General features: G+C 69.1%; 19 protein-coding genes. 11 read left to right on the forward strand and 8 right to left on the reverse strand.

What is annotated here, in order from left to right; translation table 11 throughout:
• Together E3T19_RS01950 and E3T19_RS01955 are read right to left on the reverse strand one after the other, a co-directional pair.
• Positions 1-2,025, reverse strand: a 2,025-nt coding sequence (locus tag E3T19_RS01950; protein WP_166788764.1) for an AAA family ATPase, incomplete at its 3' end; no start/stop codon positions are given.
• Entirely contained in the window at positions 2,022-3,167 is a 1,146-nt protein-coding gene (locus E3T19_RS01955) for an exonuclease SbcCD subunit D (protein ID WP_134407959.1), read from the reverse strand. The genes E3T19_RS01950 and E3T19_RS01955, both read right to left, overlap by 4 nt.
• 107 nt (positions 3,168-3,274) lie before the next feature.
• On the opposite strand from E3T19_RS01955, the gene E3T19_RS01960 reads away from it, so the two are divergent.
• Complete coding sequence (locus E3T19_RS01960; protein WP_088456797.1) at positions 3,275-4,012, forward strand: glucose 1-dehydrogenase; 738 nt, start codon at positions 3,275-3,277, stop codon at positions 4,010-4,012.
• A 3-nt stretch (positions 4,013-4,015) separates the two neighbouring features.
• Here the strand turns inward: E3T19_RS01960 and E3T19_RS01965 are convergent, their stop codons facing one another.
• Positions 4,016-4,210: a hypothetical protein gene (locus tag E3T19_RS01965; protein WP_134407960.1), complete on the reverse strand. Its 195-nt coding sequence runs from the start codon at positions 4,208-4,210 to the stop codon at positions 4,016-4,018.
• Positions 4,211-4,589: 379 nt separating this feature from the next.
• Between E3T19_RS01965 and E3T19_RS01970 the strand changes: the two genes are divergently transcribed.
• From E3T19_RS01970 to E3T19_RS02000, 7 genes are all read left to right on the forward strand, one after another.
• Positions 4,590-5,378, forward strand: coding sequence for a DeoR/GlpR family DNA-binding transcription regulator (locus E3T19_RS01970; protein WP_088456799.1), 789 nt, complete (start codon positions 4,590-4,592; stop codon positions 5,376-5,378).
• Positions 5,375-6,346, forward strand: coding sequence for a 1-phosphofructokinase family hexose kinase (locus E3T19_RS01975; protein ID WP_103461643.1), 972 nt, complete (start codon positions 5,375-5,377; stop codon positions 6,344-6,346). The genes E3T19_RS01970 and E3T19_RS01975 overlap by 4 nt, the downstream gene beginning before the upstream one ends.
• A complete protein-coding gene (locus E3T19_RS01980; RefSeq protein ID WP_134407961.1) occupies positions 6,343-8,388 on the forward strand; it encodes a fructose-specific PTS transporter subunit EIIC in 2,046 nt (681 codons plus the stop codon). The genes E3T19_RS01975 and E3T19_RS01980 overlap by 4 nt, the downstream gene beginning before the upstream one ends.
• A gap of 42 nt (positions 8,389-8,430) precedes the next feature.
• Positions 8,431-10,116 (forward strand): phosphoenolpyruvate--protein phosphotransferase, encoded by a 1,686-nt coding sequence (ptsP, locus tag E3T19_RS01985; protein WP_134407962.1) that lies wholly within the window; start codon positions 8,431-8,433, stop codon positions 10,114-10,116.
• Positions 10,117-10,212: 96 nt separating this feature from the next.
• Positions 10,213-10,491, forward strand: coding sequence for an HPr family phosphocarrier protein (locus tag E3T19_RS01990; RefSeq protein ID WP_088456803.1), 279 nt, complete (start codon positions 10,213-10,215; stop codon positions 10,489-10,491).
• A 160-nt stretch (positions 10,492-10,651) separates the two neighbouring features.
• Entirely contained in the window at positions 10,652-10,894 is a 243-nt protein-coding gene (locus tag E3T19_RS01995; RefSeq protein ID WP_088456804.1) for a hypothetical protein, read from the forward strand.
• Between the two features lie 4 nt (positions 10,895-10,898).
• Positions 10,899-11,780 carry an FHA domain-containing protein gene (locus E3T19_RS02000; RefSeq protein ID WP_134407963.1) on the forward strand — a complete coding sequence of 294 codons (882 nt, stop codon included), beginning with the start codon at positions 10,899-10,901 and terminating at the stop codon, positions 11,778-11,780.
• On the opposite strand, the gene E3T19_RS02005 is transcribed toward E3T19_RS02000, so the two are convergent.
• Positions 11,758-13,359: an MFS transporter gene (locus tag E3T19_RS02005; RefSeq protein ID WP_134407964.1), complete on the reverse strand. Its 1,602-nt coding sequence runs from the start codon at positions 13,357-13,359 to the stop codon at positions 11,758-11,760. The genes E3T19_RS02000 and E3T19_RS02005 overlap by 23 nt on opposite strands.
• Positions 13,356-14,165, reverse strand: coding sequence for a tryptophan-rich sensory protein (locus tag E3T19_RS02010; RefSeq protein WP_088456807.1), 810 nt, complete (start codon positions 14,163-14,165; stop codon positions 13,356-13,358). The genes E3T19_RS02005 and E3T19_RS02010 overlap by 4 nt, the downstream gene beginning before the upstream one ends.
• 69 nt (positions 14,166-14,234) lie before the next feature.
• On the opposite strand from E3T19_RS02010, the gene E3T19_RS02015 reads away from it, so the two are divergent.
• Positions 14,235-14,660 (forward strand): MarR family winged helix-turn-helix transcriptional regulator, encoded by a 426-nt coding sequence (locus tag E3T19_RS02015; RefSeq protein WP_240632234.1) that lies wholly within the window; start codon positions 14,235-14,237, stop codon positions 14,658-14,660.
• Between the two features lie 25 nt (positions 14,661-14,685).
• Here the strand turns inward: E3T19_RS02015 and E3T19_RS02020 are convergent, their stop codons facing one another.
• The 3 genes from E3T19_RS02020 to E3T19_RS02030 form a co-directional block, all read right to left on the reverse strand.
• Entirely contained in the window at positions 14,686-16,380 is a 1,695-nt protein-coding gene (locus E3T19_RS02020) for a CYTH and CHAD domain-containing protein (protein ID WP_134407965.1), read from the reverse strand.
• Between the two features lie 9 nt (positions 16,381-16,389).
• Complete coding sequence (locus tag E3T19_RS02025) at positions 16,390-17,172, reverse strand: HAD-IA family hydrolase (protein ID WP_198415084.1); 783 nt, start codon at positions 17,170-17,172, stop codon at positions 16,390-16,392.
• A 133-nt stretch (positions 17,173-17,305) separates the two neighbouring features.
• On the reverse strand, positions 17,306-18,043 hold the full coding sequence (locus tag E3T19_RS02030; protein ID WP_241979939.1) for an HNH endonuclease signature motif containing protein: 738 nt from the start codon (positions 18,041-18,043) through the stop codon (positions 17,306-17,308).
• Positions 18,044-19,532: 1,489 nt separating this feature from the next.
• Here E3T19_RS02030 and E3T19_RS02040 point away from each other — a divergent pair.
• Both E3T19_RS02040 and E3T19_RS02045 read left to right on the forward strand, forming a co-directional pair.
• Positions 19,533-21,731, forward strand: coding sequence for a S9 family peptidase (locus E3T19_RS02040; RefSeq protein ID WP_134407967.1), 2,199 nt, complete (start codon positions 19,533-19,535; stop codon positions 21,729-21,731).
• Between the two features lie 124 nt (positions 21,732-21,855).
• Positions 21,856-24,141 carry a bifunctional diguanylate cyclase/phosphodiesterase gene (locus tag E3T19_RS02045; RefSeq protein ID WP_134407968.1) on the forward strand — a complete coding sequence of 762 codons (2,286 nt, stop codon included), beginning with the start codon at positions 21,856-21,858 and terminating at the stop codon, positions 24,139-24,141.
• The last annotated feature ends 13 nt before the right edge of the window (positions 24,142-24,154 follow it).

Genomic DNA, 24,154 nt, shown 5'->3' on the forward strand with positions numbered 1-24,154 from the left:
CTCGCTGTGCAGCCGGCCGGCCCGCTCGGTGACGCTGTCGAACCCGGCCCGCTGGGCCTGGACGCGGCCGGCGATGCCGTCGCGCTCGGTCCGGCGTTCCGCCAGGTGCACGGTGGCTTCGTCGCGCGCCAGCTGCAGCGGGGCCAGGGCGGCCTGGGCCTCGGCCTGGTCGACGCGCAGGCGGGACAGCTCGGCCTCGAGGGCGGGCAGCCTGGCGCGGTGGTCGGCAGCCACGGCGAGGGCATCCTCTGCCTGCCGGAGTGCCGAATCGAGCGTGTCGGCATCATCGTCGCCGGCCCGGGTGCGGGCGGCGGTGAGTAGGGTATCGACGTCCCGGGACTGAGTGCGGGCGGCGTCGACGGCCCCCTGCCGGCGACTCATCAGGTCGCGGGCGTCGTCGAGGTCGTCCTCGGTGACGGGTGCGGCGTCGCCGGTCATGGGCGCCGGGTGTTCGGTGGCCCCGCAGACCGCGCAGGGCTCGCCGTCGACGAGACCGGCGGCGAGCTCAACGGCGAAACCGCCGAGCCGGGCGTCCACGAGCTGCTGATAGTGCAGGGCGGCCGCGGTGTTCTCCGCCACGGCCTCCCGTTCGGCGCGGTGTACCCCCACCAGTTCGGTTTCCAGCCGGCGCACGTCGTCGGCCGCGGCCAGTGCAGCCTCGGCCCGGGCCAGTGTCGCTTCGGCCTCCGGGGCGCGGGCGGCGCCGAGGGTCGCCGCGGCGAGGGCATCCGTTGCCGCGTCGATGCGCTCGGGCAGCGCGAGCAGCAGCAGCTTGGCGGCGTCGAGCGCCTCGATCTGGGCGGCCGTGCGGCGCTCGAGATCGGTGATCTGCTGGTCGAGGGCGGGCAGCCTGCGTTCCTCGACGAGCAGGTCGTCGAGGCTTCCGAGCTGGCGCAGCCTGTCGTCGATCAGGGTGCTGAGGCCGGCGGCATCTGCTGAGTCTGCGTCGTCGTCGACAAGCCGCTTCCAGGCGGCCCGGGCGGCGGTCGCTGTGGCCTCGGCCGTGCCGACCGCGGCGTCGGCGTCGATGCGGGCGCGCACCTGCGGCCAGACCCTGGCGGCGTGCTCGGCCAGGCGCAGGGCTTCCCGGCTGCCGAGCATCTCGTTCCCGCGCTCCTCGAGAGCGGTCAGCGTGCGGGCCGCCGCATCCCGGCGGTCCTGGCGTCGGCGCCGGTCCTCGGCGGCCTGGTACTCGGCGGTGGCCGCTGTCAGGGCCGCGGAGGCGGTTTCGGCGTGCCGGGTGGCGGCCGCCAGCCGGGAATCAAGGGTGTCGAGCGCCGCGTCGAACCAGCCGAGGTGGGGGTCGGCCGGGGACTCGGGTCGGGTGTCCTCGTCGTCGTCGCGCCACAGCTGGCGCAGGGTCGCGGCCACGATCCCGTCGATCTCGTGCCGCACCAGCGTCAGCTCGTCGTCGAGCACCTTGCGCCGGGTGAGCAGCTCGGTCTCCAGCTGCTGGAACCGCAGGGTGCCGAACAGGGTGCGGAGCACGGTGAGTCTGTCGTCGGTCTTGGCCAGCAGGAAGCGCTGGAACCGGTTCTGGGCCAGCAGGATCACCTGCAGGAACTGGTCCTGCTTCAACGGCAGGATCCGGCTGAGCTCGGTGCCCACATCCACCGGGCGGGCGGCGATGCCCACCCAGTCGCCGGTGCCGTCGGTGCCGGCGCTGAGCCGCTCGAGGCGCGCATCCGGCTGCGCCGTGGTGGTGCCCACGCCGCGCTTCTTGGCCTTCTCATAGCGCGGGGTGCGGTAGAGCCTGTAGGTGTCGCCCTTGAGGGTGAACTCGAGCTCGACGAAGCTCGGGTCGGCCGGGTCGCAGTGGTCGCTGCGCAGCCGCAGTTCGCTGCCGTCGAACCGGGGCACCGAGCCGTACAGGGCGAAGCAGATGGCGTCCAGGATGCTGGACTTGCCCGCGCCGGTCTTGCCGGTGATCAGGAAGATTCCGTCGGCATCGAAGCGGGTGAAGTCCACCTCCTGCTCGGTCTTGTACGGGCCGAAGCCGGCGATGCGCAGCCGGGTGATCTTCATACGGTGGCCTCGGTGGTATCGCCCAGGACCTCGGCGACCAGCTCTCGCTCGAAGGCGCTCAGGCCCACACCGTTGCGCACGAACTCCAGGAAACCGGCCACGATTTCGGGGTCGCTCTTGTGCTTGACCCGGTCGGAATAAGTGGACTCCTCGGTCGCCTGCGTGATGGTCGGGCGGTGCTCGAGGGCCACACAGTGCGGAAAGCGCTTCTGCAGGGTACGCATGCCGTCCAGCGGCCGCACCCGGTCCGTCAGCACCGCGGCGATCCAGTCGTTCTCGAACGAGGTAAAGGCGTCGTCGTGAGCGAGGGACTCGAGCTCCCCCGTGAGCACCCGCAGTCGCCGGGGAATCGGCAGGTCGACCCACTCGGTCTCGGCCAGTCCGTTCGCATCGAGATCGACGAGCCAGCCGCCGCGGGGCTTGTCGGCCTCGGCGAAGGAGTAGTGCAGCGGGGCTCCCGAGTAGCGCACCCTGTCGGTGATCTGCGCGCGACCGTGGATGTGGCCCAGCGCGACGTAGTCGGGGCCGTCGAAGACGCTCACCGGAACGAGGTCCAGGCCGCCGGCGCTGATGTCGCGCTCCACATCGCTGGCGGCGACTCCCGCTGCGAAGCAGTGCGAGAGCACCACCGAGCGGCCGCCGCGGTCGGCGAGGTCGGCGCGCACCTGCCGCATGGCCAGGCCCAGCACCTGTTCGTGGGTCTTGAGGAGCTCGTCGGGGTAGTGGTGGCGCACCAGGGCCGGTTCGAGGAAGGGGATGCCGTAGAAGTGCACGGGGCCGTGTTCGTCGTCGATCGAGATCGGGGTGCGGTACTGGTCGAACCCGGTGACCACGTGGATGCCGGCGAGCCCCGCCCACTCCGACTGGAAGCCGAGCCGGGTGGCCGAGTCGTGGTTGCCGCTGGTCATCACCACCCGGGCGCCGGTGGCGTGAAGGCGCGACAGGGTGCCGCTGAGCAGGGCGTAACTGTCGGCGGACGGTGTGGCCGAATCGAAGATGTCACCGGCCACGGCGACCACGTCGACCCCGCGTTCGCGCACGATGCCCACGAGGGCGTCGAACACGAGCGCCAAGTGGTCAAGGGTCGAGTGGGTGTGGAAGGTGCGCCCGATGTGCCAGTCACTCGTGTGCAGGATCTTCATATCACTCACGCTACCGTCGGCCACCGACAGTGCTGGCCAGAGCCCCGCGCGTGTACATTCCCCGTCGAACTCGTTTGTCGAAGGTCGACTCGAATGGAGGAAACACCATGGCACGTGTCAGCGGCAAGGTCGCACTCATCAGTGGTGGAGCACGGGGACTCGGTGCCGCGATGGCCCGTCGCCTCGTCGAGGAGGGCGCGCAAGTGGTCATCGGGGATCTGCTCGATGAGGACGGCAAGGCTCTCGTCGCCGAACTGGGCGAGGCCTGCCGGTACGTGCACCTCGACGTGACCCGCGCCCAACACTGGGACGCCGCCGTCGCCGTCGCGGTGGACGACTTCGGCGGACTCGACGTGCTCGTGAACAACGCCGGGATCGTGAACTTCGGTCCCATCGAGGAGTACACCCTGGAGTCCTGGAACACCATCATCGCGGTCAACCTCACCGGGGTGTTCCTCGGCATCAAGGCGGCGGTGCCGATGATCATCCGGTCGAAGGCGGGCTCGATCATCAACGTGTCCTCGACCGCCGGCCTGCAGGGCTACGAGGCGCTCCCCGGCTACGTGGCGGCGAAGTTCGGGGTGCGCGGGCTCACCAAGTCCGTCGCGCTGGACCTCGGCAAGTACAACGTGCGGGTCAACTCGGTGCATCCGGGCGCCATCGCCACCCCGATGACCGCCGGGCTCGATGTGCCGCAGAACCACGTGGCGCTGCACCGCATCGGCCAGGCCACCGAGGTGGCGAACCTGGTGCTGTTCCTGGCCAGTGACGAGTCGAGCTTCTCCACCGGAGCCGAGTTCCTCACCGACGGCGGCGAGCTGAGCGGCCTGTCGCACTATCAATAAGACTCACCATCCCCGGGCCCGCAACCGCCGCGTGATCCGCGCCACCAGGGCGGCCGGGTCCAGCAGGTCGTCGTCGGTGAACTGCAACAGCGGGTACTCGGGGTAGACCAGGTCACCCCTGGCCAGGAACCGGCCGTTCTCGTCGAACACGTTGTCATCGCATTCGGGTTCCGGAAGCCCGGCGAGCACGATGATCACCCGGAGCATCGATTCCCGCGGCGATTCCGAGCGCGTGCGAAAAAGCGGGAGTGCGGCTCTGGCGCGCTGTAAACCCCTGCGACCCGAATAGCCCTCAAATGCAGCCGAGAACCAGTACACCGCGCTCGACGAGGTCGTCCGGCGCGAGCCGGAGCCGATGCCCCAGAACGGCCGGTCGAGGTCGCCACGGACATCCCGCCTTCATTTCGTCTGCGAAAGCGGGAAGTCCGCCACTCACCCCGGGAACTGTCGGCTTGCATTCAGGGATCTTTGTTTATCTGTGTTTATGTTGACAAGCAAAAACAAACGGGTCTAAAGTCAGGAATACAAACTTTTGCGCGACTCCCCCGGGCCGCGTTCTCACCGTCGAGGAGGCCCGATGTTCGCCGAAGAGCGTCAGTCGATGATCGCCGAGATGGTGTCCGACCGCAGCCGGGTCACCGTGAACGAACTGGCCGTGCGGTTCGACATCACCCCGGAGACCGTGCGCCGCGACCTCTCCGCCCTCGAACTGAGCCGGCACCTGCGCCGCGTGCATGGTGGCGCCGTGGCCATCGACCGGCTGAGCATGTCCGAGGCCAGCCTCGAAGAGCGCCAGACCCAGCGCCACGACGAGAAGGCCCGCATCGCCGACGCCGCCCTGGCCATGATCCCTGCGAGCACAACGGGCTCGATCATCCTGGACTCCGGCACCACCACCGAACTGCTGGCCGACCGGCTTCTCGAGTGGACGCCGGCCAACCCCGGCGACCAGCTCCTGGTGATCACCAACGCCCTTCCCATCGCCTACAAGCTGGCCGGCAACGAGGCCATCTCGCTGCAGATCCTCGGCGGCCGGGTGCGCGGCCTCACCCGGGCCATCGTGGGCACCCGCACCACCCAGATGCTCGACGCCATGCGCCCCGACATCGCCTTCGTCGGCGCCAACGGCGTGGCCGCCGACTTCGGCTTCAGCACCCCCGACTCGGTCGAGGCCGCCGTGAAGACCGCGATCGTGCGCTCCGCCCGCCGAGTTGTCGCGCTGGCCGACTCCTCCAAGCTCGACCAGGAAACCCTGGTCAGGTTCGCTGCTCTGAGCGACATCGACGCGCTCATCACCGATGCTCCCCCTTCCGCTGAACTTGCCGCAGCCCTGGCCGCGGCGGATGTCGAGGTCGTAATCGCATGATCGTCACACTCACCCCCAACCCCAGCCTGGACCGCACCATCGAACTCGCCGGCCCGCTCGCGCGCGGCGACGTACAGCGCGCCCTGGACGCCCATCAGGAACCCGGCGGCAAGGGTGTCAACATCTGCCGTGCCCTGGCAGCCTCGGGCATCGAGAGCCTCGCGATCCTGCCCGGAGACGCGGATGACCCGGTGCTGCTCGCGCTGACCGCTCAGGGCATCCCGCACCTCGGCCTGCCGATCGGCGCGACCCTGCGAAGCAACATCGCGATCACCGAACCGGACGGCACCACCACCAAGGTGAACGAACCCGGTCCGGTGTTGACCAACGAGCAGCAGTCCGCCCTGGTGGAGCTCGTCCTCGAGAAGGCCGAGGGCGCCAGCTGGCTGGTGCTGGCCGGTTCGCTGCCACCCGGGGTGCCGGACACCTTCTACGCCGACCTCACCCGGGAGCTCAAGACCCGCTTCGGCGCCGCGGCCCCCAAAGTCGCCATCGACTCCTCAGGTGCCCCCCTGGCCGCGGCCATCAGCGCCGGCCCCGACCTGCTCAAGCCCAACGCCGACGAACTCGCCGAGCTCACCGGCATCTCAGACCCGGACAGCCTCGAGGCCGACCCGCACCTGGCCGCGCGCGCCGCGCAGACCCTGATCACCGCGGGAGTCGGCGCCGTGCTGGCCACCCTCGGTTCCCAGGGCGCCCTGCTGGTCACCGCGGAGGGCTACTGGCTTGCCACTCGTCCCCCGATCGTCGCGGTTTCGACCGTCGGCGCCGGAGATTCTTCGCTGGCAGGTTTTCTGCTCAGCGACCTGGCCGGAGCATCCGCCCCGGACTGCCTGCGTCAGGCCGTCGCCCACGGCGCCGCTGCCGCATCCCTGCCCGGCTCAACCGTGCCGGCCGTGACCCAAACCGACCCCAGCGCCGTCACAGTGACGGCATTTGCTACACATCCAAAGGAGGATGACCAGTGAGTGCACTGATTACCCCAGAGCTCGTTGCTTTGGACCAGAACCTCGGTGCCGCGCCGGCGACCGTGATTCGGCACCTCGCCGAGCTCGTCGTCGGAGCCGGCCGAGCCACCGAGATCGACGGGCTGTACGCCGACGCCCTCGCCCGCGAAGCCAAGACCTCCACCGGCATCCCCGGCGGACTCGCCATCCCGCACTGCCGTTCGAGCGCGGTCACCGAGCCGACGCTGGCCGTTGCCCGTCTGTCCCAGCCGGTCGACTTCGGCTCGGCCGACGGACCCGCCGACCTGATCTTCATGATCGCCGCCCCCGAAGGCGCCGACCAGGACCACCTGAAGATCCTGTCGAAGCTGGCCCGGTCGCTGATGAAGGCCGACTTCACCGCAGCCCTCCGCGCCGCGAAGACCCCTGAGGAGATCGTGACCCTGGTCACCGACATCGTCGCACCGGTCACCGCGGCGACCACAGCCGGAGCGCACTCCACCTCCGCCGCCCCGAGCGTCACCGCGGCGCCCACCGGAGCCGGCACCGAGGGCACCCCGGCCAACGGGGCCCGCCGTCTCGTCGCCGTCACCGCCTGCCCCACCGGCATCGCCCACACCTACATGGCAGCGGACGCGCTCGTCGCAGCCGCCAAGGAGATGGGCATCGACCTGCAGGTCGAGACCCAGGGTTCCGCCGGAGCGACCCCGCTGGCCGCCTCGGTCATCGACTCCGCCGACGCCGTCATCTTCGCCGTTGACGTCGATGTGCGCGACAAGGGCCGGTTCGCCGGCAAGCCCCTCGTGCAGTCCCCCGTCAAGCGCGCCATCGACGACCCGAAGAAGATGATCCAGGAGGCTCTCGCCGCCGTGGACAACCCGAACGCCCGCCGCGTCAGCGGTGGCGGCGCGGCGGCATCCGACTCGGTGTCCGAGAACGAGCACATGGGCCAGAAGATCAAGCGTGCCCTGCTCACCGGTGTCAGCTACATGATCCCGTTCGTCGCCGGTGGAGGCCTGCTCATCGCCCTGGGCTTCCTGCTCGGCGGCTACGACGTCACCGGCGTCGCCGACGACGTGGTGCTGCAGAACAGCCTGTGGAACCTGCCCGAGGGAGGCCTGGCCATCTACCTGGGCGCGGTCTTCTTCAAGATCGGTGCCCTGTCGATGGGCTTCCTGGTTCCGGCCCTGGCCGGATACATCGCCTACGGCATCGCCGACCGCCCCGGCATCGCTCCTGGCTTCGTCGCCGGTGCGGTCTCGGGCTTCATGGGTGCCGGCTTCCTCGGCGGCATCGTCGGTGGTCTTCTCGCCGGTGTTGCGGCGGCCTGGATCGGTTCGTTCGATGTTCCGCGCTGGCTCCGTAGCCTGATGCCCGTCGTGATCATCCCGCTGCTGGCCTCGATCTTCGCCTCCGGACTGATGTTCCTGGTGCTCGGTGGACCGATCGCCTGGCTGACCGTCGCCCTGAACGACTGGCTCAGCGGCATGACCGGCGCGTCGGTTGTCATCCTCGGCATGATCCTCGGCCTGATGATGGCGTTCGACCTCGGTGGCCCGGTCAACAAGGTGGCCTACTCCTTCGCCGTCGCCGGCCTGGGTGCCGCAACGCTGGCCAACCAGGCGCCGTGGCAGATCATGGCCGCGGTCATGGCCGCCGGCATGGTGCCGCCGCTCGCGATGGCCCTGGCCACCGTGCTCGACCGCAAGCTGTTCAGCCCGGTCGAACGCGACAACGGCAAGGCAGCCTGGCTGCTGGGTGCGTCGTTCATCTCCGAGGGCGCGATCCCGTTCGCCGCGGCCGACCCGCTGCGTGTGATCCCGGCGAGCATGCTCGGTGCGGCCACCACCGGTGCGCTGACCATGGCCTGGGGTGTCACGTCGAAGGCGCCGCACGGTGGAATCTTCGTGTTCTTCGCCATCGAGAACGTTTTGGGCTTCATCCTGGCGATCCTGATCGGCACCGTCATCTCGGCCATAGCGGTAATCGTGCTCAAGCGCTACGTCCGAAAGACCCCGACTTCGGGGTCCATCCAGCAGAACAACACCCTGGTGACCGCCTAACATTAGTGGGCACCATTAACGCCGAAGAATAGAGGAAGTTCCGTGCAGAGTTTCACAGGAGTAGGGGTCAGCCCCGGACGAATCGTAGGATCCGTCCGGCAGATGCCCAAAGCCGTGAGCGAGCCGCCAGCAGGAGAACAGCTGGCCTCGTCGACGACGGCAGAGGATGCCGCCGTCACACTGCGCGCAGCCGCGAAGGCGGTGCAGGCCGAGCTCAAGCAGCGCTCGGTCAGCGCCACCGGAGCGGGTAAGTCGGTTCTCGAGGCCACCGCACTGATGGCCGCGGACCCCATGCTCATCAAGGGCGCCGTGAAGTTGATCAACACCGGCACCTCCGCTGAGCGGGCAATCTGGGAGTCCGCGGCATCCGTGGCCGAAATGCTGCACAACCTCGGCGGCTACATGGCCGAGCGGGCCACGGACGTCCTCGACGTGCGCTCCCGGATCGTCGCGGAACTGCGTGGGGTGCCCGCACCGGGCATCCCCGCCTCCGACGAACCATTCATCCTCGTCGCCGACGACCTGGCGCCGGCCGACACGGCCACGCTGAACCCGGCCGTCGTGCTGGCCTTGGTCACCTCCGGGGGCGGACCGCAGTCGCACACCGCGATCATCGCCCGCGCCCTCGGCCTGCCGGCCGTCGTCGCCGCGGTCGGTGTGGAAGCCATCGCTGACGGCTCCCAGGTCTACGTTGACGGCGCCGCCGGCAGCATCAGCGTCGACCCCGACGCCGACCAGCTCGAGGCCGCCACGGCTTGGGCCGCCAACGCCGCCACCCTCGCGGTGTTCTCCGGCGAGGGCGTCATGGCCGACGGTCACCTCGTGCCGCTGCTTGCCAACGTTGGCGGTGCAGCGGATGCCGTCAAGGCCGCCGCCGCCGGCGCCCAGGGCGTTGGCCTGCTGCGCACCGAGTTCTGCTTCCTCGACCGCGACGAAGAACCCACCCTCGACGAGCAGGTCACCGCGTACCGCGGTGTCTTCGACGCGTTCCCCGGCAAGAAGGTCGTCGTACGCACGCTCGACGCCGGCGCCGACAAGCCGCTCCCCTTCCTCACCGACGCGTCCGAGCCGAACCCGGCTCTCGGCGTGCGCGGCTACCGCACCGACTTCACCTCGCCCGGCGTGCTCAAGCGCCAGCTGGCCGCCGTCGCGACCGCCGCAGAGGGCACCGAAGCGGATGTCTGGGTCATGGCCCCGATGATCTCCACCGCCGAAGAGGCCGCAGACTTCGCCCGCATGTGCGGCGAGGCCGGGCTGAAGAACCCGGGTGTCATGGTCGAGGTTCCCTCCGCCGCGTTGACGGCCGAGACCATCCTCGGCGAGGTGAACTTCGCCAGCCTCGGCACCAACGACCTCACCCAGTACGCCATGGCCGCCGACCGCCAGCTCGGCCCGCTCGCCGCGCTGAACACGCCGTGGCAGCCCGCCGTGCTGCGCCTGATCCAGCTCACCGTGGCCGGCTCCGTCGCCGAGGGCAACAACAAGCCCGTCGGTGTCTGCGGCGAGGCCGCGGCCGACCCGGCTCTGGCCGTGGTGCTCGTCGGCCTGGGCGTGAACACCCTGTCGATGACCGCTCGCGCCCTCGCCGCTGTCGCTGCAGTGCTGGCGAAGGTCACCGTCGAAGAGGCCCAGCGCCTCGCCGGCATCGCCCTGGCTGCCCCGAGTGCCCTGGAGGCACGTGCCCGGGTTCGCGCCGAGCTGCCCATTCTCGACGAACTGGGGCTCTAAGCCCCACACGTCAACCGTGCGATGTGCTGCCGCCTCATGGCGTGTGCACATCGCGCGGGCAATACAGTTGTAATCCGTACAGTTTCAGGAGGAACCATGTCAGAACGTACCGCCACCATCGCCAGCCGCGTCGGCCTGCACGCCCGTCCCGCAGCGATCTTCGCTGAGGCCGTCGGCGCACTGCCGATCGAGGTCACCATCGCCCTCGAGGGCGACCCGGCCGACGACGCGATGGACGCGTCGAGCATCCTGTCGCTCATGAGCCTGGGTGCCGCAAACGGCCAGGTCGTCGTGCTGCGCGCAGAGGGCGACGGAGCGGATGAGGCCCTCGAAGGCCTCGTCAAGATCCTCGAGACTGACCTCGACGCCGAGTAAAACCCCCGTCACCGAAAACAGCTCGCTCGCCTCCGGCGGGCGGGCTGTTTTCACATGTGCTGCCAGGTGCGCCGTGATTTAGGCAGATACCCAGTTCCGCGCCGCCGGCCCCGGCTATCGTGTCCCCTATCCTCAACGACGAGCGAATAGGACCTGCCTCATGACCGATCTGCAGAATGACCCCGCGCCGGCCTCTGGACCAGACGCACACAGCATCCAGGACTGGACCGACCTGGGCAAGGAAATGTGGTCGTACCTGACCGGCAAGAGTGCCGTCATCGACTACAGCTTCATCGACATGACGGTCGAGGTTCCCCGCGATATCGGGCCAGACGCGCCACGGGCAATCTGGAAGCTCAATGGCACCCTGAGGGTGACCACGAGCGAGAACCCGGCCGACTAGACCCATGGGCAGCACCCGGCTCGATATCGATCTGGTCTTCTCGATCGACCCGGCCGACGGTGAACCGGCCGAGGACCAGGCCCACGGCACCATTCGTGCGAACGGCCTGGAGATCGAGGTGTTCCTCAGCGATCCCGAACGATTCGTGCGTGCTCGGATGTCATCGCTGCCGGCCCTCCGCAGCCTCGCCGCCGATCTGGCCGAACGCGGACTCGTGGTCTCGGTGAGCGGGCCCGACGGGGTGATCGCACGGATGGGCGCCGTGCAGGCACCGCTTGCCCAGCGTCTGGTCACGAAGTCTCCGCACCTCATAGTGGGCAGCACCGCCGCGGTAAGCCCGTTGCTGCGGCGCTGGCGGCAGCCCACCGCACCGGAGCGGACGCTGCCGCTTCCTCCCCCGACCCCGTTCCCGCTGGTGCCCACCCTGGCCCGGCGCATCCGGCGGCGCGTCACAACCACGCACTACGCCCCCGGAGCCGGCCGGCCGCGCCTGATCTTCGTGGTGGGGTCGGAGTACTGGAATGGCCAGCCGCCGCGGGAATTCGACCTTTTGCCCGGCGTGACCCGGATCGGCAGCGCTGAAGACGCAGACCTGCGTCTGGAGGGGCTGGACGCGTTGCACGCCGAGATCCGGCACGACGAGAACGACGAGTATCTCCTCGTGGCACTCGGCCCTGTGGGCGGCGGCGCCCGAACGGATGACCCGTCGTCGGGCCAGATTCTGCGCACCGGCGCCCGCCTCGAGATGGGTAGCTGGCGCATGGGGTTCTTCCGGGAGGAATACGCCGACCACGGCCGGCCGTTCGGTGGCCGACTCGGCGGGGAGCTCTCGGTACAGAAACCGCAGCCGTCCCGGGACCGGACTACCCGGCGACCTCCGCCGTGACCGGCAATTCTTCGCGTTCGAGGGGCCTGCCCGTCAGCCGCAGGCTGGCGAGAAGCCCCACAACCAGGAACCCGGCGGCCGCGTACGCCGAGTAGCGGGTGCCTTCGCTGAATGCCTCGCGGGCCGCGTCGGCCACTGCCGGGCTCTGGGCATCCAGCGACGGGATGGCTGCTCCCGCGCTGTCGACGACGACATCGACGATCTGCGCGCTCGTCGCCGCCGGCACCTCGAGTTCGTCGAGCCTGGCGTCCAGGGACAGCCCGACCGAGGTGAACAGCACGGTGCCGAGCACGGCGATGCCGAGAGCAGAGCCGATCTGCCTGGCCGTGCTCGAGGTTCCGGAGCCTTGGCCGCTCTGGTCGACCGGCACGTCGCCGAGCACCACGCCGGTGAGTTGGGCCGTGGCCAGGCCGACGCCCATGCCGTAGACGAACAGGAACGGCACGATCGACAGCCACGTCGCGTCCACCGTGATGACGGTGCCGAGGCCCGCCACCCCGAGGATCTCGGCGACGATGCCCACCCGCACGATGGTGAGCGGCGAGACCCGGTTGCCCAAGGCCCCAGCGACGCCGCTGGCCACGAACGATCCGATGGCCAGGGCCAGCAGCACGAACCCGGTCTGCAGGGCGTCGTAGCCGAGCACGTTCTGCAGCCAGAGCGGCAGTGACAGGATGATGCCGAATTCGCCGAGCGACACGATCAGCGCGGCGATGTTGCCGTTGCGGAACGACGGGATTCGGAAGAGCGAGAACGCCAGCAGGGTGGATTTGCCCTGCCGTTGCCGGCGGAGGCCCCACCGGATGAAGGCGGTGCCTGACACCAGGGTGACGAGGAAGGCGACCGGGATGATCGACAGGTCGAACGGCCAGGTCCAATCGCCCAGGGTCGGTGCCGTCTCGGTGAGCCACCAGCCGTAGGTGCGGCCCTCGATGAGGCCGAACACCAGGGTGGCGCTGGTGATCACCGAGAGCACCGCGCCGACACCGTCGATCCGGCGTGGTTCGCCGGCGTCGCGCGATTCGGAGACGAAGACCAGGATCCCGGCAACGATGAGGATGCCCAGCGGCACGTTGATGCCGAAAGCCCAGCGCCAGGAGAAGTAGGTGGTGAGCCAACCGCCCAGCAGCGGGCCGACGGCGACCATACCGCCGATCGTGGAGCCCCAGATGGCGAAGGCGATGCCGCGGTCCCGACCGCGGAAGGTGGCGTTGATCAGCGACAGGGTGGTGGGCAGCACCATGGCGCCGCCGATGCCCTGCACCAGCCTGGCGGCGATGAGCAGGTCGCCGGTCTGGGCCATCGCGGCCAGCACCGACGCCAATGCGAAGATCACTACTCCGGTGAGGAGGATGCGCCGGCGCCCGTAGCGGTCAGCGAGGGTGCCGAAGACCAGCAGGAGGGCGGCGAACACCAGGGTGTAACTCTCCTGCACCCACTGCACTTGGGTGGAGGTGATGTCGAGGTCGTCGATGATCGAGGGGATCGCGACGTTGACGATGGTGGAATCGACGATGATCAGTGCGACGGCGATGCTGATGAAGACCAGGCCCAACCAGCGGCGGCGTGCCCCGGTCATGCGGTGGCCGATGCGGTGGTGTTCAGCCGGCGCGGCGCGCGGATGCGGAGGACCAGCGTGACGACGAGCACCACGACGACCGCCACGATCGCGGTGATCGCTGTGGGGGTGGAGAGCAGGTCGCCGCTGAGCCTCGCGAACGCCACCCAGCCCAGGCCCCAACAGAGGGCGAGGGTGGGGGTGAGCCTGCCGCGGCCGACCACGGCCAGGAGCACGCCGACGAGCCCGGCCACCGCGACGATCAGGACACCCCAGGCATCGGCGGCCAGGCCGAACCCGTCGAAGCCGGCGGCGACGAGGGCTGCCGTGATGTTGGCGGCGGTGGCCACGCAGACCCAACCGAGGTAGAGGCCCATGGTGCCGTCGACCAGAACGGTCTCCAGCAGGGACCGCGGGCGGGTGTGAAGGATGATGAGGAACGCCCAGACCAGCACAGCCAGAAGCAGGACTATCACCGGAACGCTCAGCCAGAGCAGGTCGAACTGCACGCTGAGGATCCAGGCCGCGTTCAGCAGCAGCGAGGCGGCCACGGGGTAGCCGAGGCGGCGCTGGCGGGGGTCGGTCTTCTGCCTCGGCAGGAACTGCCAGATGGCGTAGAGCACCAGCCCGGCGTAGATCGGCGTCCAGATGGCGAAGGCCGGTCCACCCGGGGCGATCGGAGTGGCATCGGCGGCCAGCGCTCCCCCGGAGGCGTTCTGGATGGGCGTGCCGCCCGCGGCGCCCGAGCCGATGAACGATCCGACGAGGGCGAGGATCGCACTGATCAGGACGGTGCTCTGGCGGAGCAGATCGCGAGATGTGGACATGGGGTTCTCCTCCGTCGCGGCGAATTGGTCAGCTAGCTGACTAACTCACGGTAGCAGTACATTGAGGGGGTGACCACTCCCGATGCCATGGCCCAGTGGCCGAACGGTCGACTGCTTTCCACGGCTGCCCGGCTGGTGGAGCATGCCTGGGTCGAAGCCCTCGCTTCCCTCGGCCTCACCCATGCCGGCCTGATTGTGCTGCACCTGCTCGGCGACGGAGCCCGAAGTCAGACCGAACTGGCCCGGCAGGCACGGGTGCAGACTCAGACTATGTCGCGCACCCTGGACAGGCTGGAGCGGGAGGGTCTGGTGGCACGCATCCGGGACGAGCGCGACGCCCGGCGCCACCTGGTGACCCGCACCGACGCGGGCACCGCCGCGTGGCAGCAGGCCCGCACCCTCGAGGCCGACGTGTTTCCGCCGCTCGAGAACGCCGACGAGCTGCGCGCAGCCCTGCTGCAGATCATCACAGCGTCGTCCGCAGAGCGCTGGTAGTCCGGCTCGCTCTGTCCCTGCTGGCTCAGAGCCCGCCGACGAGTCGCTTGAGCTGCTGCACCGATCGAGCAGTGTCGTCGAGGACAACGGGGACCGTGGCGTCGCTGCGCTCGGACCGGGCTACGAGCAAGCCGTAGACCAGGGTGTTCTCACCGCTTTCGTGGGCGGCCCGCGCGGCCTGGCCGAGCTCCTCGATGTAGAGCAGCCTGTCGTGCCGGTCGCCGAGCCGCTTCACCAGCGGTTTGGCCGCCCGGGCGACGTGCGCGTAGCGCCGACGGAGCTTCGCGAATCGTGCGGCAGCGTGGGCGCGCTTCGCGGCCGCTTTCTTCGCTGCCGTCCTGGCCGACTTCTTGGCGGCCGACTTCTTTGTGGGTGGCTTCGTCGCCGTCGCCTCGGCCACGGGGGCGGCTGACGCCACGGCGGCAGCGGCGTAACGCAGCCGGCGGGCGGCCTTGCGCACCTCGTGCAATGCCGGCTCGGGCTCATCCGCGTCGGACACCGTGGCGGTGAGCTGCTCAAGCGCGGCGACGGCCCTGCCGAGGTCCCGCTTGATCTCGGCGGCGGCGGGACGCTCCGCCTTCGGGGTGATCGGCGGCCAGGCCGTGAAGCTCTCGAGGGCATCAAGAAGCCGGTAGTAACGCGTACTCAGGAGATACTCCCGCACCGCGGCGAGGCCCTCCGCGTAGTCCCGGCGGGCTCCACCGACGAGCCGGGTTCGCGCATCCTCGGTGGGGTATTCGGCGACGCCGGCAAGTTCGTCGACCAACCGGGCGGCGCGCACTTCGGCGTCGCGGGCTCGACCCAGCTCGACTCCGAGGTGCTTGAGCTCGAAACGCAGCTCCTTCACCGGGGCCTTGTCGAACAACCTCGCGTAGACCGCGAGGACGCTGCGCAGGCGGCGCACCGTGGTCCGCATGTGATGGATCGCGTCCGGGGCATCCGCTCGCGCCCGGGGATCGGCGTCGACGAGGGTCGCGGTCAGGTCGCGGAGCGCTCCGACAACGACGGCACCAGCGGAGTCCGGCTGCTGCAGGGCGGGGGCGGGGAGCAGCCCCGGCAGCACCTCGGCGCCGTCGAGCTCGGTCAGGGACTCCACGCCCACGGCACGAGCGATCTTGGCCGCACTCGTGGACGGGGTGGCTCCGGCGGTGAGCAACACCTGTTCGACCGAATCGAGCAGTCTGGTGCGCTTCCTGCGGGTGTCGGGAGCGCCATCCAGAAGTTCGAGCTCCCATTCGCGCCACTTGCGGTACGTTCCACCGCGCACATCGGAGGCGGAGACGAGGTCGTCGGCGATCTCGGCGAGAGCCTGACCGTCGGTGTCGGTGAGTCGCACCGTGGTGCGCACAGTGCTCACCCGGGCCAGCGGGGTGAGCGGCCGGTCGCGCACAATCGCGCGAACGGGCTCGAGTACCTCGTCGGGGATGTGTTCAGTACCGTCGGCGTCGCCGATGTCCAGTGGCCAGTGCACCTCGATGCGCCCCTCGGCAGCCGGCATCTTGAGGTGCCAGCCGGCATCGCCGCCACCCTCACGGCGCCGCAGAACAATGCGGTGGCGGGCCAGGTCATGATCGGCAGTGTCGTAGTACACGGCCGTGAGCACGAAAGGCACCTCGGCCGGGTCGGCGGTGATGCCGTCGAGCCCCTGCAGCGACGGAACGGGCCGCAACCCCTCGACGTCGTACTTGCGCTCGATCTCGGTCTGCTCTCGCCCTGTCATGTGTCCTGTCTACTCCCTCGGCTCGGTCTGGAGAACAAAGACCACGCCGTGATCGTGCAGTTCGATGCTCAGGCGGTCGAGGCTGGACACAACGAGGTCGGCGTCCAGTTCGTCGGCCGAGTGAGTGCCGACAACGCCGATGGTTGCGCAGCCGGCTGCGCGACCCGCGGCGAGTCCGGCGGGAGCGTCTTCGACGACCACGCACTGGCGGGCGTCGAGGCCGAGCCTGTCGGCGGCCTCGAGGAACGGATCGGGCGCCGGCTTTCCCTTGACCGTGTCTTCGACGGTCACCACCGTGGCCGGGGCCGTGAATCCGGCGGATGCGAGACGGGTGCGGCACAGCTCCCGAGGACAGGACGTCACGATCGCTCGGCGTTCTTCGGGGATGACGGCCATCAGCTCGGCAGCACCGGGCAGGATGGTGATGTCGTCGGTGTCGCTGAGTTCGAGCTCGTTGACCCGGGCGAACGACGTCTCAACCTGGTGAGCCGGGACCAGATCGGCGATCATCTCGCGGCCCGGACGGCCATGCTGCACGCCGGCGAAGAGCGCACCCAGACCCATTTCGTCGGCCCACTGCTGCCAGGACCGGTTCACGGCCTTGGTCGAGTCGACCAGGGTGCCGTCCATGTCGAAAAGTACGCCCTGAAAAACCCGCCCGAGCACGGCGTGCGCCTCACTCTCGGCAGCAGGCTCCGGAACCGCCTGCAAAATGCTCTGGAGATCGGCCTCGATATCAGCGCCGGCCATCCTTTCGCCGATGGTGCCGGCCGAGTTTTCGGAGGTCGTCATGGTGATTCCTTTTTCCGAAGCACCTTCGTGGTCACAGTCATGCTTCTCCTTCGACCCTAACGAAGCCGGTTGGCGGGCGGTAATTGCACGAGTGCCGACAGGCTCACGCGACCGGCGGACCCTCGGGCGGGGGCTACTCGTTTTGTCGTCGGGTTTTGGGGTCGTGGGCGCGGTGTTGGGGTGGTTTTCGCCAGGTGTCGGTGGGGTCGATCCAGTGTGGGGCTTTGACTTCGGGCATGCCCAGGACCATCCGGATTTTCCAGCCGCCGGCGTTGTCGATGCCGTGATGGTGGCGCCAGCACAGCAGTGCCCCGTTCGAGACGTTGGTCGGGCCGCCGTGCTGCCACGGTGTCACATGGTGCACCTCGGTCCATTGCGGTGGGCAGGTACAGCCCGGAATGATGCAACCACCATCTCGGGCGGTGATCGCCCTACGTTGCAGCGGCGTGAAGCAGCGGACTGTGTCGCCGAGGGCGAGGACGGCGCCGGTGCCGCCGAAGAAGATCGGCCGGAAGCCGCCGTTGTCGACCATCTGGTTGATCGTTTTCATCGAGATCGGCCCCTCGACGCCGTCGATCCAACCAACCCCGACCCCGTTGCTCAGGTCGGTTGCGTTCACGTGCACCATCACCGTCGGCGGCATCCCGCCCATGGTCGGGGTGCGAGGGTCTTGGGCGACCTGGACCAGGATGCCACGGAGAATATCGGCGCGTTTCTGGCCACCGTCGCGTTCGTCGAGGATCTCGCCGGGCACGAGTTCGCCGGCCTCGATACGCTGCTGCTCCTCCGCGGACGGGAACGCGGGAGCGCTGCGGGCGGACTGGAACGTGTTGAACAGGGTCTGCATGATGCCCTTGAGCTCCGGCGTCACCCCGCCGCGCAGCGGGTGCANCCGCCGCGCAGCGGGTGCAACCCTTGGCTGAGCTTGCCGAACGAGAACGTGGATTTGGCCTCGAGGATCTCCGCGGTGGGCGCGGCCCCGTCCGGGTTCAACACCGCCTGCCACGTCGCCGCCATCTCCCGGATCCGGTCCGCCGGGAACGTGAACCCCGCCGACGCACCCAGACGAGCGATCGGTCCCGTGCAGGCAGGCCCGGCACCATCGGTATCGGTATCGGTGTCGGTATCGGTGTTGGTGTCGCCGGGTCCGGGGGTGCGGGCGAACACGGACCCGGTCGCGGACTCCACCAGCTCGGCCTCACCGCCGTCCACCAGCGACTGGTCCGCGTCGAAGCGGCCGTGCACCTTGTAGTCGGCCAGGCCCTTCACAATGTTCTCCGCCGCATCAAGACCGATCTCCCCGGCGCTCAGTGCCGCGGCCACGTAGGGGAACTCGGGCCCGAGGACCATGCCGCCCAGCATCCGCGGGGCGACCTTCTCACCCAGGGATACGCGTCGTTTCATCTCCGGCACCGACGTGCCGGTCAGCCCGATCAGCAGATCATTCTGGTGCGACGCCCCCAACCGCCAGGCCAACGACTCCGTGCCCAGCCCGCTGCGGGACCGGTAACCCACCACGGTCGCCGTGGCCACCCGGGCCGCGTCCACCGGCCGGCCGGTGCGCTCGACCATCTGCGTCAACGCGACCACCTCCGGGTCACTCAACGCGTTCACGTCAATGGAATCCATTACCGCCATCACCGTCCGGGCAGCATCATCCAACGCCTGGAGCTTCTGACCGAACGCACCGGTATGCGCGCGCTGCACCCCTGGCAGCTCGGCCGGATCCCGCCACTCGGGCCGCGGCTTGGAGCGGCCCCGACCAATCTGGCCGGGACGGGGCGAGCCTTTGGTGGGGCCAGCCGCAGTGTTCGTGGAAGTGTCGGTCGTGTCGGTGAAAATGGTGGCATCCAGTGCCGGGAGGGGATCCGGACCGGCCAGACCGGTGTTCCAGTCGTGCAGGTTCGACCCGGTGGGAGTCGTTCCCGTCGGTGCGGTGGAGCCATTATCCAGCTCGTCGTCCATACCCCCATTCTCTAACGAATCGCACCTATATGCGAGGAAATGCCAGCAAGTTCCGAAACGGATATCGAAAACATTTTTTAACTGCAGAGGATGGCTCGCGGGGTCTCGACAGGCTCGACCGACGGGGATGGGCGCGTTGTCGGGGACGGGTTGCGGGGTTTCGACACGCTCGACCGACGGGGATGGCGCGTTGTCGGGGACGGGGTGCGGGGTCTCGGCAAGCTCGACCGACGGGATGGGCGCGTTGTCGGGGACGGGGTGCGGGGCTGGTTCGACGAGGCCAGCGCGGCGTCGACGGCGGTTCAGGGCACCCCCCGAACAGGAATCCCGCGCGCGGCGGCTGCTGCTGCGGAGTTCCACGGGACATGGTCGGACGAGATGGCTACGCTGAGTTCATGAACCTTCCTCCCGTCGCCGCCCGGAAGCCCACGCGGCGCATCCACCACAACGATGTGTTCGTCGACAATTACGAGTGGATGCGCGACAAGGACGCCCCGGAGGTCATCGCGCACCTCACTGCCGAGAACGCATACACGGATTCCCGCACCAGCCATCTTGAGCTGCTGCAGGAGCAGATCTTCGAGGAGATCAAGGACCGCACCCAGGAGACCGACCTCAGCGTTCCGGTGCGCCGTGGGCAGTGGTGGCACTACACCCGCTCGGTGGAGGGACAGGAATACGGCATCCACTGCCGCGCGCCCATCTCGGGTCCGGATGACTGGACTCCCCCGGTCATCGAACCGGCGACCGGCACAGACGCGACCGGCACCGACTCGACCGGCGCACACACGGGTGACGCCGCCCCCGGCCTGCCCGGCGAGCAGGTGCTGATTGACGACAACGCCGAGGCCGCGGGCCACGACTTCTACTCCCTCGGCAGCTTCGACGTGAGCGACGACGGCAGAACCCTGCTCTACGCCGTTGATATCGAGGGCGACGAGCGCTACACGGTGCGGATACGCACCATCGCCACGGGCGAGAACCTGGCCGACGAAATCCCGAACACCAGCGCCGGCGCGCTCTTCGACCCGAGCGGCCGATACGTGTTCTACACGACCGTCGATGACGCCTGGCGCCCCGATACGGTTTGGCGCCACGAGGTCGGCACCTCGGTCGAGGCTGACGTGACGGTGTTCACCGAGCCCGACGAGCGTTTCTGGGTGGGCGTCGGCCGTTCGCGCAGCAACCGATACCTCATGATCGAGGCCGGCTCCAGCGTCACCAGCGAGACCTTCCTTCTTGACGCCGCCGACCCCACCGGCGAGTTCACGGTGGTCTGGCCGCGGCGCGACAACGTGGAGTACGACGTGGAGCACGCCGTCATCGACGGCGAAGACCGCCTGCTGATCGTGCACAACCACAACGCTGTGAACTTCGAGCTCGTCAGCGTGCCGGCCGCCGATCCGAAGGACCCGGGCCGGGTGGTGCTGCCGCACAGCGAGCGCATCCGCCTGGAAAGCGTCGACGCGTTCCGCGACTTCGTGGTGGTTGAATATCGCAAAGACGGCCTCACCCGGGTGGCCTACGCCACCAAACGCGGCGGCGGCCTCACCGAGATCACCTTTGACGAGGAACTCTTCTCGGTGGGCACCGGCGGCAACCCCGAATGGAACCAGCCGACCATCCGTCTGGGCTACACAAGCTTTGTGACCCCTTCGACGGTCTACGACTACGTGGTCGCCACCGGCGAGCTGCGCCTGCTCAAGCAGCAGCCGGTGCTCGGCCACTACGACCCGACCCTGTTCGAACAGCGCCGCGAATGGGCCGTTGCCGCCGACGGCACCCGGGTACCCATCTCCATCGTCTACCGTTCCGACCTCGTCGAGCCCGGCGTCCCGGCCCCCACCCTGCTCTACGGCTACGGCTCCTACGAGATCAGCATCGACCCGTCCTTCAGCATCTCCAGGCTCAGCCTGCTTGACCGCGGCATGATCTTCGCGGTCGCCCACGTGCGCGGCGGCGGCGAGCTCGGCCGGCTCTGGTACGAAAACGGCAAGACCCACCAGAAGCGCAACTCGTTCACCGACTTCGTCGCCTGCGCCGAGCACCTCATCGACTGCGGCTACACCTCGCCGGACAAGCTCGTCGCCGAGGGCCGCAGCGCCGGCGGACTACTGATGGGCGCCGTGGCGAACATGGCGCCGTCCCTGTTCTCCGGCATCCTCGCCGGGGTGCCGTTCGTCGATCCGCTCACCTCGATCCTCGACCCGAGCCTGCCGCTCACCGTGATCGAGTGGGACGAGTGGGGCGACCCGCTGCACGACGCCGAGGTGTACGCCTACATGAAGACCTACTCACCGCTGGAGAACGTGCACCAGACGCACTACCCGCGGATCCTCGCCGTCACCAGCCTCAACGACACCCGGGTGCTCTACGTGGAGCCGGCCAAGTGGGTGGCGAGACTCCGCGAGGTGGGGGCGGATGCACTGCTGAAGACCGAGATGTCCGCCGGCCATGGCGGCGTCTCGGGTCGCTACGCCGGCTGGCGCGAGCGGGCCTTCGACTACGCCTGGCTGATTGACGCGGCCGGGGCGCATCCGTCTGGTGAGGGCGAATTCGCCTCCCTCAGCGGCGCAGACGGCGGTACTGCATAGCCTGCCGATGGCCGAATGGGGGGAACCTGGTCGGCGACGGTGTGTGACCCAGTAAAGTGAGCAGGTCGCGGCAGTGTGTCCGCAAGCTACTTGGTCTCGGAGGGGGGACTCGACAGTGACGTCTGTGTCGGCCATCCCGCGTCCTCGACCGCGGCTGTCGCGTGCCGATTACGTCGTGTTCGGTGGCATCGGCGTGGTGCTGCTCGTCAACCTCATCGACCTGGTTTTCCACGGCGTCGGATCCAACCCGCTCGTTGACGGCTGGTTGGCCGTGCTCAGCAACTGGGCAGCCGTGGTTCTGGTCTGGCTGGCCGTCAACCGGGTACGCCTCACCCGGCCCGACATCCTCCTCGCCGCGGCAGCGGTGACCGCACTGGCCGTGGGTGACACCGCGTACAGGCTGCTGCCCGACGATGCCGGCGCCGAACTCATACCCTCGCTCGCGGACACCTGTTATCTGATGTTCTACGTCTTCATGGTGGGCGTGCTCGCCGTGATCGCCCACCGTGGGTTGCGCGCTCAGGCCTGGCCGGTGCTCCTTGACAGCGCCGTCGGCGCGTTGGGCGCCGCCTCGGTGCTCGCCGTGCTGCTCTCCCCCGCCCTGGAAACCGGCGGCCCGTTTTCGGTGACCGTCTTCCTCAGCATGGCGTTCCCGGTGCTGGACCTGCTGCTCATCGCGGCCCTCGCCGGCGTCGCTGCGATCCCGGGCCGGGTGTTAGGTCGCTCCGGGCTACTGCTGACCGCCGGTCTGCTGCTCTTCGCGGGGGCCGACACCGTCTACGCCGGGCAGGCGCAGGTCGAGTCGGTGCTCATCGGATCGGCCCTTACCGGCGCATGGGCGATCGGCTTCGCTCTCATCACAGCGTGGGTGCTCGCCTCGGTGCGCCGCCGCACCCTGCCGGGGCACTCGTCGATCACCGCCGTCGCCGACGGCACCGTCTACGCCGCCACCTCGGTGGCGGCCCCGATGTCGGCCACGGCCGCCGCCCTGACCGTGCTGCTGCTGGCCAGCCAGACCCACGTCTCGGTACTGGCCGTCGGCCTCGCCGGCGGCACTCTGGCACTGGCCGCGATCCCGCTGGCCTTCAGGCAGCGCCAGCTGCACTCGCTCTCACGTACCGACGACCTGACCGGCCTGCCCAACCGCCGCGCCCTGGCGGTGGATGTCGCCGCCCGGCTGCATGACGTCGACGCCCGGCCGAGCGCCCTGCTGGTGCTGGACCTGGACAGGTTCAAGGAAGTGAACGACAGCCTCGGCCACGAAGCGGGCGACCAGCTGCTCGGCCAGATCGGCGCCCGGCTCTCCGCCGCCCTCCAGGCCGGTGATCTGCTCGCCAGGCTCGGCGGCGACGAATTCGCTGTTCACCTGCACCACGCCGACCGCAAACGCGCCACGGCCATGGCTCGCCGGTTACGCCTGGTGACCGCACGGCCCATCGTCATCGGCGGCCTCAGCCTCGAGGTCGGGCTGAGCATCGGCATCGCTCTGGCACCTGAGCACGGTTCAGACCTGAGCGGGCTGATGCGCAAGGCCGACATGGCCATGTACACGGCGAAGTCCAGCCGGGTAGGCCAGCACGTCTACTCCCCCGGCGACGACAGCAACGACGAGGCCCGCCTGCGCACCCTGCACGAACTGCGCATCGCGCTGGCCGAGAACCAGCTCGTGCTGCACTACCAACCCAAGGTGCACCTGGCCACCGACACCGTGCCGGGCGTCGAGGCACTGGTGCGCTGGAACCACCCCACGCGAGGACTGTTGTACCCCGCCGCGTTCCTGGATGTGGCCGAAAACGGTGGCCTGATGCGCACCCTCACCCGGGTGGTCCTCGAACTCGCCCTCGACCAGGCCGTGCTCTGGCAGGCCCAGGGGCGCACGGTGACAGTGGCCGTGAACCTGTCGTCGCGGTCGCTGGCCGACTACCAGCTCGCCGGGGTGGTCATCTCGATGCTCACCGACCGGGGGCTGCCCGGCTCCGCCCTCATGCTCGAGGTCACCGAGGAATTCCTGCTGGTGGACCGCGACCGCGCCCGCAACATCCTGCTGCGCCTGCGGAACGCCGGCGTACTGATCGCCGTCGACGACTTTGGCACCGGCTACAGCTCGCTCGCCTACCTGCGGGACTTGCCGATCGACGAACTCAAGCTCGACCAGTCTTTTGTCATCCCGATGCTCGACGACGACAGGGCGTCGGCGTTGGTCGCGTCCTCGATCCACCTCGGCCACAGCCTGGGCATACGCATCGTGGCCGAGGGCGTGGAGACCGCGGAGGTGCTCCACCAACTGGAACGCTTCGGCTGTGACGTGGCCCAGGGCTATCAGCTGTCCCGCCCGATTCCCGCGGCGGAGCTGGAACGCTGGCTCGACGCTCGCACGGCGCTGCCTGCCGGGATGCGGGCCATCCGGTAGCCGGCCGCTGCGG

Source organism: Cryobacterium sp. TMT4-31, from assembly GCF_004403385.1.
GTDB classification, from domain to species: Bacteria; Actinomycetota; Actinomycetes; order Actinomycetales; family Microbacteriaceae; genus Cryobacterium; species Cryobacterium zongtaii.

What these genes read in the sequence shown, in the direction of transcription:
- E3T19_RS01955 (WP_134407959.1), bottom strand. Translation starts at nt 3,167, where the DNA reads ATGAAGATCCTGCACACGAGTGACTGGCACATCGGGCGCACCTTCCAC.
- E3T19_RS01960 (WP_088456797.1), top strand. Translation starts at nt 3,275, where the DNA reads ATGGCACGTGTCAGCGGCAAGGTCGCACTCATCAGTGGTGGAGCACGG.
- E3T19_RS01970 (WP_088456799.1), top strand. Translation starts at nt 4,590, where the DNA reads ATGTTCGCCGAAGAGCGTCAGTCGATGATCGCCGAGATGGTGTCCGAC.
- E3T19_RS01975 (WP_103461643.1), top strand. Translation starts at nt 5,375, where the DNA reads ATGATCGTCACACTCACCCCCAACCCCAGCCTGGACCGCACCATCGAA.
- E3T19_RS01990 (WP_088456803.1), top strand. Translation starts at nt 10,213, where the DNA reads ATGTCAGAACGTACCGCCACCATCGCCAGCCGCGTCGGCCTGCACGCC.
- E3T19_RS01995 (WP_088456804.1), top strand. Translation starts at nt 10,652, where the DNA reads ATGACCGATCTGCAGAATGACCCCGCGCCGGCCTCTGGACCAGACGCA.
- E3T19_RS02000 (WP_134407963.1), top strand. Translation starts at nt 10,899, where the DNA reads ATGGGCAGCACCCGGCTCGATATCGATCTGGTCTTCTCGATCGACCCG.
- E3T19_RS02005 (WP_134407964.1), bottom strand. Translation starts at nt 13,359, where the DNA reads ATGACCGGGGCACGCCGCCGCTGGTTGGGCCTGGTCTTCATCAGCATC.
- E3T19_RS02010 (WP_088456807.1), bottom strand. Translation starts at nt 14,165, where the DNA reads ATGTCCACATCTCGCGATCTGCTCCGCCAGAGCACCGTCCTGATCAGT.
- E3T19_RS02020 (WP_134407965.1), bottom strand. Translation starts at nt 16,380, where the DNA reads ATGACAGGGCGAGAGCAGACCGAGATCGAGCGCAAGTACGACGTCGAG.
- E3T19_RS02025 (WP_198415084.1), bottom strand. Translation starts at nt 17,172, where the DNA reads ATGACGACCTCCGAAAACTCGGCCGGCACCATCGGCGAAAGGATGGCC.
- E3T19_RS02040 (WP_134407967.1), top strand. Translation starts at nt 19,533, where the DNA reads ATGAACCTTCCTCCCGTCGCCGCCCGGAAGCCCACGCGGCGCATCCAC.